Below are 18,005 nucleotides of genomic sequence, written 5' to 3' on the forward strand. Positions count from 1 at the left end.
GTCCCTCCATACTAGGTAAGATATTTAAGTAATTTACTTACAGATTCAGGTAACGCAAATAGAACAATGTGATCTCCATCCAAGATTTCAGTATTACCACGTGGTACGATGGCTTCATCACCACGTAAAATTACACCAACTAAAGCCTTCCCTGGTAAACGAATATCTTTTAATTGTTTACCAGCCACAGGTGATTCACTTGTAATGGCAACCTCTATAGATTCCGCTTTTCCACCTTCAAAGGTCGAAATAGATAAAACACCTTCTCCACTACGCACGAAACGTAAAATTTGACTCGCTGTAAATAAACGTGGCGAGAATACAACATCAATACCCACTTGTTCCATAAGCATAATGTATTCTGGTCGACCTACGCGCACAACTGTCTTTGGTATGCCCATATGCTTACCTACAAGAGCAACGAGCAAGTTAAGCTTATCATCATCTGTAACTGCAATAATTACATCACTATCTGCAATTTCTTCTGCTTCTAAGAGATCAAAATCTGTAGCATCACCATTAATAACCATAGATTTATCAACAAGATTAGCAAGCTTTTCACAGCGATCAAGATCCTTTTCAATGACTTTAACAGAGAATCCTGCCTGTTCTAAAAGAACTGTTAAATTTCTACCTAATAAACCAGCCCCAATAATAACAGCTCGTTTATAAAACGTATTATGATTATGGAACCAAAGATTTTCTACTTCTTCAACAGACTCTTTTAAACCCAAGAAAAATACACTATCATCAGTTTGTAGGATACTTTCACCATGTGGAATAATCATTTCGCCATAGCGTAAAATACCTACTAATAAAACACCTTCAGGGAACCTTATTTCTTTCAAAGGTTGACCTATTAATGGAATTTCATCTGTAATCTTAAATTCCATTAGTCGAACTGCCCCTTGTCCAAATTCTTCTACATCAATAGCTGATGGAGTTTCTAGAATTTGTAAAAGCTCTTGAGCCGTAACCATTTCAGGATTGATAAATAAATCAACCCCTAATTTAGCACGCATCTCATCATCCAGATGTTCTGCTACGGTGTTATCTCGAACACGAGCAATCGTTGTAGGAACTCCTGTAATTTTAGCTACAGCACAGGATAACATATTTACTTCATCAGAATCAGTAACAGCGATAAACATTCCTACATCATCCATACCGATTTCATTGAGCAATTGTATATCACTACCATTACCTTGAACAAGGCTAACATCTAGTGTATTCTCAAGATTTTGTATACGTTCTGAAGACCGGTCAATAACATATACATCATGATTATCTTGTATCAAGCGTTGTGCCAAAGAGTAGCCAACCTTACCAGCACCTACAATGACAATCTTCATCGTCTTTATTCCTCTTCTTGTGATTCATTACTAACAGGAGGTGTCCATTGACGTCCTGTTTCAGTTAACAGTGTCCAACCATCATCTTGAACAATCTTTTTCTCTTTCATTAAATGCCCTAAGGCACGTTTAAAAGCAGCTTTGCTGATATTAAATTTATCTTTAATCAGCATCGCAGAAGATTCATCGCTATATGGCATCTTACCTCCACGATTAAGAAGGTACTCCATTATAATGTCTCCATCAGAAATGAGAGCCTTTTCCTTAGTAGGACGCATAGATACATTAATACGACCATCATCACGTTTGAAGGTAACACGACCTTCCACCATTTCCCCAACCTTTAATTTTCTCGTCATTTCTGAACGATGCAAAAAAGCTATCCACCGCTCTGGCGTAATAAAGAAAGCCCCATCACTAGTTAGGTTATAAATAGCACCCTTTACTAATTGTCCTACCTTAGCATCTGTAGCGGCCTTGGAAGCACGACGCATCTCGTCATCAACATCCATAGATACCGCAAATCGACCAGATTTATCTGTATATAGGCGAACCCATACTTTTTCTCCAACTTGAGGACGGCCACGCATCTCAGCGTGAGGCATAAAAATACCACGTTCTGTACCTACTTCAACGAAGCAACCAAAGTTTGTAGTGTTAATTACCTCAACATAACCAATTTGACCTACTTTCATCGCAGGTAGTCGCATAGAAGCAGTCAAACGCCCCTTTGGATCGCGATATAAAAATACCTCTACTTCATCCTCAATGGCAATAGGAGATGTTTGTTGATCTTTATGAAGCAAAATATCATCATTTGTATTGCCAGTTTGACCATCTAAAAAGGCCCCTTGGTCACTAGTGCGCAATACTTTTAATGTGGCAATTGTATTTTCCAACAATTCTGTAGCCATATTATACTCCTTCAAATGGAACTCGAACTGCATCATTCCATAATTCTTCTAAACCGTAGAATTCACGCAACTCATCGCCACCAAAGACATGACAAATAACATCGCCGAAATCAAGTAATATCCATTCACCTTCGCGATAACCTTCTCTATGATTTACTGTCATCCCCAATTCTGCTGCTTTATCTTCCATTTCATCAGCAATACTTTGAGATTGCTTAATATTGTTTGCACTAGCAATTAGGAAGTAATCCCCTAACATAGATACACCTTCCAAATCGAGAATTTCGATATCTCTACCTTTTTTATCAAAAGCAGCTTGTGCTAATTGTAATACGATTTCTTTAATTTCTTCTTTATTTTTCATACTATTCCCCTTTTACCGTTTTTTACTACTCTCATCACCAGGCTCTGTTGGCTTTGTAATAGTACCGCCATTATGTTCCGATTCAGGTGCAACCTTGGCTGTACTATTAGTTGGAGCTGTTACAAATTGTGTCATTTCATTAGCTGGTAAATTTCCCATCGTAATGCCTACTAATCGTTGTGCTTCTGTAGGATTTACCTTCCAATATGTCATATCGCCAACTAACTCTTTTTCACCAGGAAGAATATAGAAATGAATCTCTTCCTTATTAATTTTACTCGCATTATATACAAGCTTAATGGCGTCTAAGGTAGAAATATTACTATCATAATGATCCCAAATTCGCCAAATATGCCATGCATTAGTTAAGAAAAATGCATTATGCTCTTCTTCTACCCAAAGTTTTAAAAAGCGTTCTTGTCGTTGTACACGTGTAAATGTATCATATTTTGGATCAGAATATCGTAAATAGGATAACGCTTTATCACTATCTAATGTTTGATAGCCTCGTTGCAAATCAATATCTTTATTTCCATCTGCATCTACGTGTTCCATATTTTGTTCTACATAGATTTGTTGATTACCTAACACATCGTTAGTCTTTTTGAAAGCATTTTGATTTACCACAATATAATATGGTATTGAGATATGGAACATATCTTCAATAACAGCCTTTGTTAAATCAATACCACCTTTTTCATAGATACTGTTAAGCATACTTGCATCTGTCTGATCTCGATTATCAATTTTACTATTACTAGGAATACCAATAACATCCATTGTTTTTTGATCTAAATTAATGGATAACAAGAATAAACTATCACTTTGACTCGGGTTATTATCATCAGTACCGACAACAAGAATGTATAATGGTTTATCTAACCCTTTTTGTTCTACAGATACAGTATTACCATCTTGTTTATTTCCATTATCTACAGCTGTATCAGTTGTCTCAGTAGTACCTGTAATAGCTCTATACGCATAAGATACGCCAGTGTACAGACCATAGCCTATACCGCCAAGTAGAGCAAGTACTACAATAATAGCTACTATAAATCTAGGCCATTTAACAGATGACTTTTGTTGACGTCTTCTTCTACGACGGCGAGCTCTTGCTCGTTCACGTTCTTCCATATATAAACTCCATTATTTACAAGATTGTAACACATCATTACGACCAAGAATGGTCAACGGATAAATCGATAATTTTTGATCTATAAGATGAATAATAGTATTATCAAAACCAAGCAATACAGCCTTATCTATATCTAGCTCAGAAACGTTACGCAACTCATCCACACCGGGAAAATCTCGATTAGGTTCAATATAGTCAGCTAAAAATATCACCTTATCTAGCGTAGACATATGAATCTTTCCAGTCGTATGAACTCGAATAGCTTCTAAAACCTCATCATCAGATATAGAAAACTCTTTTTTTGCACGAATCATACCAGCTAAGCCATGTAGAAGATTGCCATTACTGAATAATTCTTGATCCACCTCATAAGATTCACTTTTTACAAGATTTTGCATATCCTGTAAAGACAATTCTTTAGCGCAATCATGTAGTAATGCGGCTAATCTAGCCTTTTCAACATCAACATCATAAAGCTTAGCTAAATGAGTAGCCGATTCCACAACGCCAAGAGTATGCTTAAATCGTTTCTTGCTCAGCCATTGACTCACTGTAAGTTGTATTTCATCAAACGATAACATCCTTTATTCCTTCCCATAAATATGGTTTTCCTCTATATATTCCACTACACATTTTGGCAACATATATCGAACTGTTTTACCAGAGCGTAAACGTTCTCGTAAATAAGTAGCAGATAATTTCATCTCAGGAACCTCCATAAGATGTATTTTTTCTCGTGCTTTAGGACCTAAAATCTCTAATGTTTCGTTAATTGCACTTGATCCATCAGGTCTTGTAGCTCCAATAAAGTGGACTTCATCTAATAATTCCTCAATAAACTTCCACGTTGGTAACGCACGAATTGTATCAGTTCCAGCAATAAAGTAAAATTCAACATTTGGCCCATAAAGAACTTTAAAATATTGAATAGTATCAACTGTATACGAAGGGCCTTCTCGGTGCATCTCTACATCAGAAATCTCAAAATTAGGATTATCTGATACGGCTGCAGCCGCCATAGCATATCGATGACGACTATCTATTACATCATGTTGTTTATGAGGCGGAATCCTGGCAGGTACAAAAATTACCTTTTCTAGATTAAAGCTTTCACAAGCTACCTCTGCAATCATTAAATGTCCTAAATGGATAGGATTAAATGTTCCACCTATGATACCTATACGACGTTTCTCTACCATAATAATGTCACACCCTTAATGACAATGACACAAATAATGATAAATAAGAGCAGAGCTTTTCCATAGGATATCCATTCATATTGACCTTTTGGTGTCTGAATATATCTGTAGTATGCCCTTATTAAGTAATATACTGTCTTCACTTTCGAACTTGGCCTTCTCCAAATACAAAGTATTTATAGGATGTTAATGCCTGTAATCCCATTGGTCCTCGAGCATGAAGCTTTTGAGTACTAATACCGATTTCTGCACCAAAACCAAATTCAAAACCATCTGTAAAACGTGTAGATGCATTATGATAAACTGTAGAGCAATCTACTAAGTTCATGAATATCTTTGCACGCATTGGTTCATCTGTAACGATAGCTTCTGAGTGGTGTGTAGAATATCGATTTATATGCTCAATAGCTTCCTCAAGATTTTCAACAACACGTACATTTAAGTCCATATCATTATATTCTGTACTGAAAGAATCATTTGTTAAAGGAATTATATTACCCATATATTGAGCTACAGTATTATCGCCGTGAATTCGTACCCCATATTCTTGTAACGCCTCATCAAAACAAGGTAAAAATGCAGCAGCCACAGCTTGATGTACTAATAAAGTTTCCATAGAGTTACATACAGATGGGCGCTGTACCTTTGCATTAATAGCAATTTTTAACGCCATATCTAAATTAGCATATTCATCAACAAAGGTATGACATACACCACTGCCCGTTTCAATTACAGGAATACTACTTTCATCAACAACACGACGAATGAGTCCTGCTCCACCACGTGGAATAACAACATCAATATATTCACGTTGTTGTAGTAATACGCCAACCATATCACGATCTAAAACTTCAACCAATTGAATCGCATCTGGTGTAATGCCTAAAGACTCGAGCGTATTACGCATAATAGATACAATAGTTTGATTGGTATGGAATGCCTCCTTACCACCGCGCAATATAGTAGCATTTGATGTCTTTAAACAGAGTACTCCAGCATCAAGGGTTACATTTGGGCGAGCCTCAAAAATAATGCCAATAACACCAAAAGGTACAGCTCTCTTTTCAATAGTCAAACCATTAGGACGTATAATTGTTTCTATAATAGCGCCTACTGGACTTTCAAGAGTCGCCACTTGACGAACACCTTCTGCCATTTGAGCAATACGACTAGGTGTTAATGTTAATCGATCAATCATGGTTTGTGGCACATTATAATCGCCAGATTTGTCTAAGTCTAACTTATTGGCAGCCATGATTTCATCAGTTTGTGCTTCTACTGCATCAGCAATTGCCAATAATGCAGAATCTAAAGTACCTTGATCAATTTGAGCTAATTCAAAAGATGCTGCTTTAGCTCTTTGACCCATATCTTTACAAATTTCTTCGTACTGGTTCATAGGATATCCTCAATGTAGTAAAACTAGATTATTACGATGTACTGCTTCATCATAGGTTGTATTAATACCTAAAATTTGAGCTATATCATTTGTATTATGACCTTTAATTGCCTTCATATCTTCAATGCCGTAGTTGATAAGTCCACGGCCAATTTCTTTTCCATCATAGTAAATAGAAATTGTATCACCAGGCCCAAATGCTCCATCTACATCAATGATACCAGCAGGTAATATACTAGCCCCTTTATCCAATACAGCGCGAGCACAACCATCATCAATAGTGATTGACCCTTTCAATCGTTTACCAAAAGCGAGCCAGTGATGTTTGCCTGATAATGCAGCATCATGAGCCTCAAAGAGAGTACCAATTTGTTCACCTTTACACACCCGGCGAACAGAGTCCTCTACTTCACCAGACGTAATTACCATTGGCACACCTGAATTGGTAGCCATATGGGCTGCCTTTATCTTGGTATACATGCCACCGGTTCCCATATTAGATCCAGCTCCACCGGCAATCGCATAGGTCTCATCAGTAATTTCAGAAACTGTATCTATCAATGTTGCATTGGGATGCGTAGCTGGATTAGCTGTATATAATCCTTCTATATCGGACAAAATAATGAGTAAATCCGCATCTACAATTCCTGCTACAGTAGCAGATAAGGTATCATTATCACCAATCTTAAACTCCTCAATGGCAACCACATCATTTTCATTGATAATAGGAATAACATTGAGTTGCAATAATGTATGTAATGTATTGCGCAAGTTAAGATAACTATGACGACCAGTGCTATCCTCTTTTGTTAAAAGAATTTGTCCCACTGTACGACCATATTCACGAAACATACGCTCGTACATATGAATAAGAATACCTTGACCTACCGCGGCTGCAGCTTGTTTCAATACAAGATCTCTCGGTTTTTCTTTGAATCCTAGAGGGGCAAGACCAGCTCCTGTTGCACCAGAAGAAACAAGGATAACCTCTTTACCTTGGTTAGCCAAATCCGATAATTGTCGCACTAATCGTTCAATACGCTCTAAGTTTAAATGACCATTAGCGTAACAAAGCGTACTACTGCCAACTTTAACTACTATTCTTTTTGCGTCGATGATAGCACTGCGCATAGACTAACCTCCTAGGCAAACAGGTTATGAAGTTCCCACTATTATAAAATTGAGTAATATGACGATTTACTTAGGTAGAATAATTTTAGGTTCTTTTTTAGCTTTATATAAAACACCGTTAAAACCAATGACTTGGACTAATTCAGCACCAAGCATATCAGCTAACTCTTGGAAAATCGTCTTATCTTCAGGGCTATTATTATGTAGTTTCACCTTGATTAACTCACGCGCCATTAATGCTGCACGAGCACTATCAATAACGCTGTTTTCTAAACCATTTTTACCAATTTGAACTACTGGTGGCATTGTTGCTGCCAAAGAACGTAAATACCGTTTTTGTTTTCCTGTCATTATTACTCCTACTCTTGGAATGTAAAGCGTTGATCACCAATCACAACTTCATCACCGTCTTTACAACCTTTCTCTTTCAATTTATCATCAAGCTCCATAAAACGCCAAATACGTTGGAATCTACGTAGAGATTGATCATCACTTAAATTTGTCATTGCTACTAAGCGTTCAATACGTTTACCTGTAATATAGAATGCAGCATCATCACCACGGGTAATAACGAATTCTACATCTGGTTTTGCTTCATATACAACTGTATCATCAGTTGCTTCCGGTTCTGGCTCATAATTTTCTACATAATAGTAAGCTCGTTCCATAAGCTCTGGTAAACCTTCACCACTTAATGCATTGATGAGAAATACCTCGTAGCCTTTATCTTCAAAATATTTTTTTGTATCAGGAATTGTTGTATCGTCAAAGACCATATCAATCTTATTAAGTGCAACAATTTGTTTTTTATTAGCTAATTTCTCAGAATACTTACGAAGCTCTTCGTTAATAGCGTCAAAATCAACTTTTGGATCGCGTCCTTCCATACCAGATACATCTAGGACGTGAATCAAAATATTAGTCCGTTCTACATGACGCAAGAAATTATGGCCTAAACCAACACCTTCACTAGCCCCTTCAATAAGTCCTGGAATATCGGCTAATACAAAGCTACGATCCCCAGAAATGGTTACTACCCCAAGTACAGGTGTCAATGTAGTAAAGTGATACGCTGCAACCTCTGGTTGAGCTTTAGAAACCTTACGCAAAATACTAGACTTACCAACAGATGGATAGCCTAATAAACCTACATCTGCCAATACTTTCAATTCTAATTGTAACCAGAACTCTTCGCCCGGTTCACCTTGTTCTGCAAATGTCGGTGCCCGGTTAGCACTTGTTTGGAAACGTGCATTACCACGGCCCCCACGACCACCTTTAGCAATGACAAATGTATCACCATCATTAACGAGGTCACAGAAAATTTTACCCGTTTCTTCTTCTTTAATTACAGTGCCCAATGGAACTGGGATTATAAGTGGCTCAGAACCGCGACCATGCTTGTTAGAGCTTTCACCATTACCACCAGCAGGTGCTTTAAACTGACGTTTATATCTAAAGTCCACAAGAGTATTAATATTCTTGTCCGCTTTAAAAATAACGTCTGCCCCTTTACCACCATCGCCGCCACTAGGGCCGCCATTTGGCACGTATTTCTCACGGCGGAAGCTAGACATACCGTCCCCACCGTCACCAGCTTTAACAAAGACACGCGCTCTATCTATAAACATACTTTAACTCCTATGCATTATTGTTGTAATAACTCTAATGCCTTTTTAATTTGAATATCATCTACTGTACTAGATGGATTTACACCTTTTGGTAGATCAAGTTCTACATCTGGTTTAATACCAATGCCATCAATAACACAGTCATTTGGTGTATGGTATTTAGCTATAGTTACCTTAACGCCTTCATTATCAAGGCTAGGATAAATAGTTTGAACTGTACCTTTACCATATGTATTAGTACCTAAAATAGTACCTAGTTTACGGTCTTGAATAGCACCAGCTATGATTTCAGATGCACTAGCAGATCCTTTATTAACAAGAACTACTAATGGCATAGCCATTTCTGGACCATTCGACTTATAAACATCTTTTTTACCAGCTCGATTTTGTACCGTTACTAGTGTACCTGGAGGCATAATATAGTTAGAAATCTTTTCTGTTGTAGATAACAACCCACCAGGATTATCTCGAAGATCTAACACTAGTTCCTTCATACCTTGAGATTGCAGTTCTTTAAACTGTGTTTCAAAATCATCAGCTGTATTTTCTGCAAATTGACTAATACGAATGTACCCCACTGTACTTGTGAGCATTTTACTTTTAACAGTTGGTAACACAATGGATTCACGAGTGATATCAAAGTGCAATATTTCACCATTGCGCTCTATATCAAGAGCTACAACGGTACCAGCCTCACCACGAATTCGAGAGGATGCTTCTTCTACAGAAATCTCACTTGTGGATTGACCATCGATAGCAATAATATGGTCACCAGGTTTAATGCCTGCTTTGAAAGCTGGTTGATCTTCCATAATACTAACTGCATATAAACCTTTATCATCATGCCCAAGAACCATGCCCACACCTGCATAAGTACCAGATGTTTGCATTTTCATGGATTTAAATTCATCAGCATCTAAATAAATACTATGAGGCTCTCCCAAAGAGCCAATCAAACCTTTTAACATACCATCATAAAGGGTAGTTTTAGACATAGGTGTCATAAAGACTTGACTCGCAGCATAGTAGGCTACAAATAGTCTTGGTAATCCCCAGAATGAACCAGATAAATACCAAAACGTGAGCCACATAATAACGATGCCAGAACCTATATATTTCAATAGGCTCCACAACACCGTACGTGTATCAAATTTCATATTATAAATATCCCATAGGATCAACAGGATCCCCACTTATACGAACTTCAAAATGTACGTGTGGTCCAGTACTATTCCCAGTGTTACCAGCATAGGCAATAACTTGACCTTTAGATACATCTTGTCCTTCAGAAACAGCAAGCTCAGAATTATGGCCATAAAGGGTAGACATACCATTACCATGGTCGATAACTACGGCGTACCCATAGCCGCCCATCCAACCAGACCAAACAACAGTACCACCATCAGCAGCATGAACAGGTGTACCTTCATCAACACCAATATCTATACCAGAATGGTAAATTGTTGTGCCCCAAATTGGATGTGTCCGATAACCAAATGGTGAAGTAATTTCACCACTTACAGGCCACCCAAGTTGACCAGAACCTTGCACCCAAGAGTAGCTTGGTGCAGACTGTTGAGCTGCTGCTGCGGCCGCCGCTTCTGCAGCAGCGCGAGCCGCTGCACGTTCAGCTTGACGTGCTTTTAATAGTGCAGTAATTTGAGCGGAAGAAGCATTGAGTTCTTCCACAGCTTGCATTGCAGTGGCACGATCATTTTGTGCTTTTTGAAGAACGACTTCCCGCTCTTTCTTCTTTTGTTCGATTTCAGCTTGTTTAGCTACCGCTGCCTTTTCAAGCTCCACTAATTTAGCTCGAGATTGTTCAAGAGCTTGCTTACGTGCAGTAATTTCAGCACGCTCTTTTTTGATTTCATCGATTAATTTAATGTCAGAATCAATAATGCGCTTTAAAATTTCTAGTCGATTTGCAAAATCACTAAAGTCTTTAGAACCAATAACAACATCTAAATAACTTAGACGACCATTGATATAAATATCACGTACACGCTTATAAAATACGGACTCACGTCCTTCTAAACGTTTTTGTGCTTCTGCTAATAACTTTTCATTTACAGTAATATCATTTTCAACGGTTACACGTTGCTGTTGAATAGACTCTAACTGTTGTTGAGCTTGACGCAATTGCTCTTCAATTTGTCTCAACTGTTCAGATACACTTACAATGACAGTTTCAGCATCAGCTTTAATAGAGTTTTGTTGATTAACTTGTTGTTGAATCGAATCTAATTGATTCGTTAAATCCTCATCTTCTGCAGCAATATATAGTGGTGTTCCCAGTACTACTATACCTGTTAAAATTGTTGCTACGAATCGGGATTTGATTGTGTTATATTTCATAAACATTACACCTTCATGTATTGTTTTAAAGAAATTGTACTACCAATAGCACCGACTATAATACCGCCACCTAATATATAGATAGCCACATCATAGAAGAATGGGAACATTGGTACTAATGGGAAGAATGCTAAAGACTCAGAAACTTCCATAGTAATGAAATGATAAAACTCACCTACACAAAGTACGGCAATAATAGCCCCAACTAAGCCCAACAACATGCCTTCAATTAAAAATGGCCAACGAATAAAACCATTGGTTGCACCAACATATTTCATGATGGCAATTTCTTTACGACGAGCAAATACAGTCAAGCGAATTGTATTAGAAATGATGAATAATGTAGCTGCTGCCAAGAATGCGATTAATACAATACCACCAATTCTGATAACTTGTGTAATACGGAAAAGTTCTTCTACAATATCTTGACCATAATGTGTACTTTCAACACCTTGGAATGTAGTAGCTAATTTAGCTGTAGCCTTAACATCACTAGGATTATCAAAGGTTAATACATAAGAATTTGGTAATGGATTTACATCACCTAAGGCATTTACTAATTGTTGTTGATCCCCAAGGCGAGCTTTGAATTCCTTCATTGCTTGCTCTTTATTAACAAACTCTAAATGCTTGAGATTTGGTATAGCTTTAATTTGCTTACCTACCGCCATGATTTGGTCAGTTGTTAAACCATCTTTTAAGTAAATGCTCAATTGAACTTGGTTTTCTAAGCTAGATGCCATGTTATTCAAATTGATAACACCGCATAGGAAAACACCAAGCATAAATAAAGATAAAGCCACCGTAGAAATAGATGCTAACGTCATGAGACCGTTACGCTTCATAGATTTGAGGGCTTCTTTAAAAAAGTATTTTAATGTTCTAGGCTTCATTAATTTCTGCACCTCTCATATTATCACTTTGAACGCGACCATCTTTAAGACGAATAACACGTTTATTTAAATACGAAACAAGATCCATATTATGGGTAACCATAATAACAGTTGTGCCAAAATTATTGATATGCTTAAACAAATCTACAATACCTTTACTTGTATCAGGATCTAAGTTACCAGTCGGTTCATCAGCAATGAGTACAGATGGACGATTTACAATAGCGCGAGCAATAGCAACACGTTGTTGTTCACCACCAGATAAATCCTCTGGTAAATCATTTGCTTTATCGGCCAAACCGACAAGTTCTAATACATGACTTACCTTTTCCTTAATTATCTTTGGTTTCTCTTCAATTACTTCAAGAGCAAAGGCAATATTTTCTGATACCGTTTTATTTGGTAATAAACGAAAATCTTGGAATACAACACCAAGTTTTCTACGTAATTTTGGAATTTTACTACGCTTCAGACGCGTAACATCAAAATCATCAACTATAACCGTACCAGAATCAGGTACTACTTCATGAGTTAACAATTTAAATAGAGTTGATTTCCCTGCACCGCTGTGACCACAAATAAGGACAAATTCGCCCTCATTTATAGTTAAACACACATCGTCTAATGCAACAGAACCATTATCATAGACTTTACTAACATTCTTAAATTCAATCATGGGATCCCCTTTGATTATTTACGAGTGATTACACGTTTTACTGCTTCTACAATGTCTTTTGCTGTTAAGCAATATTTAGTCATTAATTCTTTTGGCGTACCACTCTCCCCAAATGTATCTTGGACACCAACGAATTCCATAGGAACAGGCTTATTAGCAACAACAACTTCAGACACAGCAGAACCTAGACCACCAATGATATTATGTTCTTCTGCTGTTACGATAGCACCTGTTTCAGTAGCTGCTTTTACAATTGCATCTACATCGATAGGCTTGATAGATGCCATATTAATAACGCGTGCAGATACATTGGATTCAGCTAATGTTTTAGCTGCCTCAACAGCAGGTCCAACCAAAGCACCACAAGCGATGATTGTTACATCAGAACCATCTACCAATGTAGTAGATTGGCCAGGTACAAATGTATAACCTTCGGATGTTACATCATCTACACCCGCACGGCCCAAACGAACGTATACAGGGCCCTTATAAGATGCAGCCCATTCAACTACTGCTTCTGTTTCACGTTCATCTGCAGGTACTACTACAGTCATATTAGGCAATGTACGCATACAAGAAATGTCTTCTAAACTTTGATGTGTAGCACCATCTTCACCTACTGTAATACCAGCATGTGTAGCACAAACTTTTACATTTAATTTTGGATAACATACTGCATTGCGAATTTGTTCAAATGCGCGACCTGTTGCAAACATTGCAAAGGAAGAAACAAATGGAATTTTACCAGCTGCTGCAAGACCAGCACCAACAGAAATTAAATTTTGTTCTGCAATACCTACATTAAAGAAACGTTCAGGGCAAACATTTTTAAATGTATCAGTTTTAGTAGATTTTGATAAATCTGCATCTAATACGATAATATTTGTATTTTCTTTACCAATGCGAGCTAACGCATTACCATATGCTTCACGTGTTGCTTTACCCATTATTGTACCCCCATAATTTCATTAACAAAGGCTACACCTTGCTCAGCGCTTGGTGCTTTACCATGCCAACCTGCTTGGCCTTCCATTTCTTCAACGCCCTTACCTTTTACAGTATGCATTACAATACAAGTTGGACCAGCTGTGAAAGCTTTAGCTGCTTCAATAGCATTATGAAGTTCATCAAGATCATGACCATTTACTTCAATAACATTCCAGTTAAAAGCTTTAAATTTCTCAGGAATAGGCAATGGAGAAAGAACTTTAGTAATATCCCCATCAATTTGAAGACCATTGAAATCAACAAAAGCAGTCAAATTATTGAGTTTATAATAGCCAGCAAACATTGCAGCTTCCCATACTTGACCTTCTTCAAGTTCACCATCACCAAGAATAGAGTAAACACGGTAATCTGCATTGTCGATTTTACCAGCTAATGCCATGCCGCATGCTGCAGAGATACCTTGACCCAAGGAACCTGTAGACATATCTACGCCTGGTGTATGTTTCATATCAGGATGACCTTGTAACATATGGTCAATTTTACGTAAATTCAAAAGTTCTTCTTTAGGGAAATAACCTTTTTCAGCCAATGTAGCATATAAAGCAGGCGCTGCATGACCTTTAGAAAGTACAAAACGATCTCTATTAGGAGCTTTTGGATTTGCTGGATCTACATTCATTTCTACATAGTACAACAAGGCCATCACATCGGCGATGGATAGAGAACCACCTGGGTGACCGGATTTCGCTGCCGTTACAGACTGAACAATACTAACGCGAATAGCTTTTGCCTTCTCTTGAACTAGTTGTTTAACATCTTGTGTTAATGTAGCCATAGAGACCTCACTTTCTGGATCAGATCCAATATATTAATAATCTTTAAGTAATGAAATAGCGATTTCTGCATTGCGTTGAGAATTAACCCGCAATGCTTCAATTCGATCATAAGATGCTTGGTACTCTTCTCTTGAATTTAAAAGCTTATGACATCGCTGATATAAAGCCTCTTCTCTAAGATGAGTCATTGTACCGATTGGTTCTTGACCAATCATATGTAAGAAACTAGTAATTTTAGGATCGTAGGAAATACCAATTACAGGTTTCCCCATTAAAGAGCTGAATACTAATGCATGAAGACGTATGCCAATCATAAGGTCTACATTACCGGACAAGGATACTTGTTCCTCTGTAGAGAATGGTCCTTCAAGAACAATAGCTCCTTTTGGCATATAACTAGCAATAATTTTAGCTTCTTTCGTATCCTCTGGATGAGACATAGGAATAAATATAATCTCTACATTATCCTGTTCTTGCAGTCGACTTAACACATTGGCTAGTGATTCACGGTATTCTGTATCAGCTTTCCAACTACGAACAGCTACTCCGATTCGTTTTGGAGCTTCTGTAGATATAGGTAGCTTTGATGTATAGCCGTCTAGAAGGCGTTTACCAATAGACAAATCAGCTGGTTGCATTGCTAATACAGCATCAGCCGTAACCTCTACATCTTCAATTCCTAAAGAATCTAATTCAGATTTAGAAATAGAATCACGAACTGTTATAGTATCCACAAAACGTAAAACAAAGCTAACAGCTTTCCTTGTAGAAGGGCGATTTAAAGGTCCAATACCTTGTGAGTACAGCATCACCTTTTTCCCCATCATTTTTGCTAAAGCCATAATACTTAAGTAGTAATACGTATTGCGAATACTAGTAGCATCTTGTAAAAGACTCCCTCCACCACTGATCACTAAATCAGAATTTGAAATAGCCTTTAGAATACCGAATGCAGAAAAGGTTCCCACCGCATGAATATTGTGCTTTTTGCTCGTCTCTGTAGGATTACCAGAAATAACAGTAATATGCGCATCTGCTTCCTCTTTACGAATAGCATCAATAATAGCACAAAGCATTGCTTCATCACCAGCATTACCAAAGCCATAATAACCAGAGATAACAATATTACTCATGGTCAACCTCCCGAGCTTGGAACCATTGTGTTACATACATCATAAAACGTACAGCAATGATAAGAAGCAAACCTAAGAGCGCACCAATTAATAAACCATCATATCCACGACTAATAGACATGAACACAGGAGTTCTAATGTGACAGAATGTTTCGACCATAGAAGCTATACCGATAACACCAGCAATAGTTAATAAAAAATGAATCACAGTAGGCCATTTACGTAAGAATGCAAATGTAGCCAACATTAACGCAGGATGTCCAATAATAAACTCTTTTTCTCTAGGCCTTGCATACATTGTATTTTCTAGGAATCGACGTAGCATAAGTTCAAAACCTGGCACAGGAACACCTGCAGTATGACCGCTACGACCTACGAATACCCAAGCTACACCACCAAGAGCAGCCATTACAAAGAATACGTAAAATTTAACATCCATTGTTAAAAATTCAACTACAAATTTCTTTGCTTCTTCTTTAGAGTTAATCATACGACCTTTCCAAAGTGGGAAGCGTTGTAAGTATGCAATCATTACAAGAATGATTGGCAATACAAAGGTTAATTTAACACCTCTAAAGATAGCAAACTCCATAAAGAATTTTGTATTACCTAATAAGGATGCTACATACATACCTCCTATAGCCGCAAACAATGCAGCAATCACAAGGTATAGCAATGCAAGTAATGTGGATTTAACAGCGCCTAATGGACGAGCCCCATCATAACGACGCCACTCTTCCATGAGACGAATCATAGCACCTACAGGAGCCATGATAGCACTAGATAATGCCCAAATTTGAGTAATCAGTGTGCCACTTGTAATGATGAACAATACAATAGATAGTAATGAAATGCCGAAAAATGCTACCAATTGTGTATGTTTACTCATTGGAATTAGCATTTGACCAACGTAAACGAAAAGTGCAATAGCACCTATCATAGTAAGAACTACTAACAATGGATTAGGTGTATATGCTGGATAAATATCAGCAGGACCAAATTCATAACCTTTTGTAGATAATTTTTCAGTAGTCATACCAATATAGTTAATGGTAGTTTGTAATACTGTTTCATTATTTACACCTGTTTCATACATAGGGAATAAATTGAAACGAATATTCCGTTCCATATCACTAATATAGAAACGTTGTGATGCCTCTTCAGGCGTAATTTTCTTTAATTCATCCTTAGCAATTGTATATACACGGCCCACACTATAGTTTTCCTTAGCAGCCATTTCCAAAAAACCTTGTTGTGGCTCGTATTGTAGCTGGTTAACAGCTTCGATACCAACTAAAGGAATGTGATTTTTATGTAAAAGTTCTAAAGTCTCATCTGTTAAATTAGGTGCACCAAGAGACTCTTTCCCAGCAAAAATCATGCCAGTTACATGTGGAATTCCTTCAAGACGCTTAAATACATATTGAAGGTCTTCAGACGTTACATTTCTATAATTTGTAGGACGAACAATAATATTAAACCCACGATTAGCAACTTCTTGTGCTTGTAACTTGGAAATGCCAAGATTCATTTTTAAATAACTATCTGCAGTGGCACCATATAGTTCAAGAACTGGACCAATACTAGTATTAAGCTCTTTAACTTTATCTTTACCAATACGATGATATAAATCCTCGCGAATCTCTTTATAATAGCCTTCTTTACCAGAAATTAAAGCTACATAAGTTGCACCGTGTTTAACGGACGCGCCATTGACACGAACAGAATCCATTTCTTCGGAGGTTAATACCTTAACCTGACCTGCATCTTTCGCTTTTTCTAAGGTGCGATCATAAATAGCAAATGCGGTTACACCTGCATTACGAAGTGCATCAAAAGCCTCTTGCTGACTACGCTTTTCAAACGCATTAGCTCGTAAAACAGCATCATAATCTACGATATTCTCTATATGGTTTTGAGATTTTTCTATCTGATGGCGTTCAAATACTAAGTATAAAGAGGATACAAGTCCTACAATAATACATAATATAAGAATCCAAGAGTACTTACTTTTTTGGGTGTTCCGATGATTCACG

General features: G+C 37.4%; 18 protein-coding genes. All 18 read right to left on the reverse strand.

Going from position 1 to position 18,005, the window contains the following annotated elements; genetic code table 11:
* Positions 1-11: 11 nt before the first annotated feature.
* The 18 genes from trkA to RWP19_RS03970 all read right to left on the reverse strand — a co-directional run bounded on the left by trkA (position 12) and on the right by RWP19_RS03970 (position 18,004).
* On the reverse strand, positions 12-1,352 hold the full coding sequence (gene trkA, locus RWP19_RS03885) for a Trk system potassium transporter TrkA (protein ID WP_314356541.1): 1,341 nt from the start codon (positions 1,350-1,352) through the stop codon (positions 12-14).
* A 5-nt stretch (positions 1,353-1,357) separates the two neighbouring features.
* On the reverse strand, positions 1,358-2,266 hold the full coding sequence (locus RWP19_RS03890; RefSeq protein ID WP_314356542.1) for a S1-like domain-containing RNA-binding protein: 909 nt from the start codon (positions 2,264-2,266) through the stop codon (positions 1,358-1,360).
* Between the two features lies 1 nt (position 2,267).
* A complete protein-coding gene (gene rsfS / locus RWP19_RS03895) occupies positions 2,268-2,630 on the reverse strand; it encodes a ribosome silencing factor (RefSeq protein ID WP_005386808.1) in 363 nt (120 codons plus the stop codon).
* 12 nt (positions 2,631-2,642) lie between these two features.
* A complete protein-coding gene (locus tag RWP19_RS03900) occupies positions 2,643-3,764 on the reverse strand; it encodes an LCP family protein (RefSeq protein WP_314356543.1) in 1,122 nt (373 codons plus the stop codon).
* Between the two features lie 12 nt (positions 3,765-3,776).
* Positions 3,777-4,346, reverse strand: coding sequence for a bis(5'-nucleosyl)-tetraphosphatase (symmetrical) YqeK (gene yqeK, locus RWP19_RS03905; protein ID WP_314356544.1), 570 nt, complete (start codon positions 4,344-4,346; stop codon positions 3,777-3,779).
* A gap of 3 nt (positions 4,347-4,349) precedes the next feature.
* On the reverse strand, positions 4,350-4,964 hold the full coding sequence (gene nadD, locus RWP19_RS03910) for a nicotinate-nucleotide adenylyltransferase (protein ID WP_314356545.1): 615 nt from the start codon (positions 4,962-4,964) through the stop codon (positions 4,350-4,352).
* A 139-nt stretch (positions 4,965-5,103) separates the two neighbouring features.
* On the reverse strand, positions 5,104-6,363 hold the full coding sequence (locus tag RWP19_RS03915; RefSeq protein ID WP_314356546.1) for a glutamate-5-semialdehyde dehydrogenase: 1,260 nt from the start codon (positions 6,361-6,363) through the stop codon (positions 5,104-5,106).
* A 9-nt stretch (positions 6,364-6,372) separates the two neighbouring features.
* On the reverse strand, positions 6,373-7,494 hold the full coding sequence (gene proB, locus RWP19_RS03920; RefSeq protein WP_314356547.1) for a glutamate 5-kinase: 1,122 nt from the start codon (positions 7,492-7,494) through the stop codon (positions 6,373-6,375).
* Between the two features lie 66 nt (positions 7,495-7,560).
* Positions 7,561-7,845 (reverse strand): ribosome assembly RNA-binding protein YhbY, encoded by a 285-nt coding sequence (gene yhbY, locus RWP19_RS03925; RefSeq protein ID WP_024066152.1) that lies wholly within the window; start codon positions 7,843-7,845, stop codon positions 7,561-7,563.
* Between the two features lie 8 nt (positions 7,846-7,853).
* Entirely contained in the window at positions 7,854-9,125 is a 1,272-nt protein-coding gene (gene obgE, locus RWP19_RS03930; protein WP_295207603.1) for a GTPase ObgE, read from the reverse strand.
* Between the two features lie 17 nt (positions 9,126-9,142).
* Positions 9,143-10,282, reverse strand: coding sequence for a S41 family peptidase (locus tag RWP19_RS03935; RefSeq protein ID WP_314356548.1), 1,140 nt, complete (start codon positions 10,280-10,282; stop codon positions 9,143-9,145).
* Between the two features lies 1 nt (position 10,283).
* Entirely contained in the window at positions 10,284-11,489 is a 1,206-nt protein-coding gene (locus RWP19_RS03940) for a murein hydrolase activator EnvC family protein (protein ID WP_399553578.1), read from the reverse strand.
* Positions 11,489-12,376: a permease-like cell division protein FtsX gene (gene ftsX, locus RWP19_RS03945; protein WP_295207594.1), complete on the reverse strand. Its 888-nt coding sequence runs from the start codon at positions 12,374-12,376 to the stop codon at positions 11,489-11,491. Before ftsX ends, RWP19_RS03940 begins: the two co-directional genes overlap by 1 nt.
* Positions 12,366-13,052, reverse strand: a complete 687-nt coding sequence (ftsE, locus tag RWP19_RS03950; protein ID WP_314356550.1) for a cell division ATP-binding protein FtsE — start codon at positions 13,050-13,052, stop codon at positions 12,366-12,368. The genes ftsX and ftsE overlap by 11 nt, the downstream gene beginning before the upstream one ends.
* 14 nt (positions 13,053-13,066) lie before the next feature.
* Entirely contained in the window at positions 13,067-13,999 is a 933-nt protein-coding gene (locus RWP19_RS03955) for a transketolase family protein (protein WP_314356551.1), read from the reverse strand.
* Positions 13,999-14,835: a transketolase gene (locus RWP19_RS03960; protein WP_314356552.1), complete on the reverse strand. Its 837-nt coding sequence runs from the start codon at positions 14,833-14,835 to the stop codon at positions 13,999-14,001. The genes RWP19_RS03955 and RWP19_RS03960 overlap by 1 nt, the downstream gene beginning before the upstream one ends.
* A 33-nt stretch (positions 14,836-14,868) precedes the next feature.
* Positions 14,869-15,969: a polysaccharide pyruvyl transferase CsaB gene (gene csaB, locus RWP19_RS03965; RefSeq protein ID WP_314356553.1), complete on the reverse strand. Its 1,101-nt coding sequence runs from the start codon at positions 15,967-15,969 to the stop codon at positions 14,869-14,871.
* Positions 15,962-18,004 carry a DUF5693 family protein gene (locus tag RWP19_RS03970; protein WP_314356554.1) on the reverse strand — a complete coding sequence of 681 codons (2,043 nt, stop codon included), beginning with the start codon at positions 18,002-18,004 and terminating at the stop codon, positions 15,962-15,964. The genes csaB and RWP19_RS03970 overlap by 8 nt, the downstream gene beginning before the upstream one ends.
* Position 18,005 lies beyond the last annotated feature (1 nt).

It is taken from the genome of uncultured Veillonella sp., from assembly GCF_963522475.1.
Taxonomy (GTDB): domain Bacteria; phylum Bacillota; class Negativicutes; order Veillonellales; family Veillonellaceae; genus Veillonella.

Bases quoted from the DNA above. Each gene is read 5' to 3' on its own strand.
- trkA (WP_314356541.1), bottom strand. From the start codon at position 1,352: ATGAAGATTGTCATTGTAGGTGCTGGTAAGGTTGGCTACTCTTTGGCA.
- RWP19_RS03890 (WP_314356542.1), bottom strand. From the start codon at position 2,266: ATGGCTACAGAATTGTTGGAAAATACAATTGCCACATTAAAAGTATTG.
- rsfS (WP_005386808.1), bottom strand. From the start codon at position 2,630: ATGAAAAATAAAGAAGAAATTAAAGAAATCGTATTACAATTAGCACAA.
- RWP19_RS03900 (WP_314356543.1), bottom strand. From the start codon at position 3,764: ATGGAAGAACGTGAACGAGCAAGAGCTCGCCGTCGTAGAAGAAGACGT.
- yqeK (WP_314356544.1), bottom strand. From the start codon at position 4,346: ATGTTATCGTTTGATGAAATACAACTTACAGTGAGTCAATGGCTGAGC.
- nadD (WP_314356545.1), bottom strand. From the start codon at position 4,964: ATGGTAGAGAAACGTCGTATAGGTATCATAGGTGGAACATTTAATCCT.
- RWP19_RS03915 (WP_314356546.1), bottom strand. From the start codon at position 6,363: ATGAACCAGTACGAAGAAATTTGTAAAGATATGGGTCAAAGAGCTAAA.
- proB (WP_314356547.1), bottom strand. From the start codon at position 7,494: ATGCGCAGTGCTATCATCGACGCAAAAAGAATAGTAGTTAAAGTTGGC.
- yhbY (WP_024066152.1), bottom strand. From the start codon at position 7,845: ATGACAGGAAAACAAAAACGGTATTTACGTTCTTTGGCAGCAACAATG.
- obgE (WP_295207603.1), bottom strand. From the start codon at position 9,125: ATGTTTATAGATAGAGCGCGTGTCTTTGTTAAAGCTGGTGACGGTGGG.
- RWP19_RS03935 (WP_314356548.1), bottom strand. From the start codon at position 10,282: ATGAAATTTGATACACGTACGGTGTTGTGGAGCCTATTGAAATATATA.
- RWP19_RS03940 (WP_399553578.1), bottom strand. From the start codon at position 11,489: ATGTTTATGAAATATAACACAATCAAATCCCGATTCGTAGCAACAATT.
- ftsX (WP_295207594.1), bottom strand. From the start codon at position 12,376: ATGAAGCCTAGAACATTAAAATACTTTTTTAAAGAAGCCCTCAAATCT.
- ftsE (WP_314356550.1), bottom strand. From the start codon at position 13,052: ATGATTGAATTTAAGAATGTTAGTAAAGTCTATGATAATGGTTCTGTT.
- RWP19_RS03955 (WP_314356551.1), bottom strand. From the start codon at position 13,999: ATGGGTAAAGCAACACGTGAAGCATATGGTAATGCGTTAGCTCGCATT.
- RWP19_RS03960 (WP_314356552.1), bottom strand. From the start codon at position 14,835: ATGGCTACATTAACACAAGATGTTAAACAACTAGTTCAAGAGAAGGCA.
- csaB (WP_314356553.1), bottom strand. From the start codon at position 15,969: ATGAGTAATATTGTTATCTCTGGTTATTATGGCTTTGGTAATGCTGGT.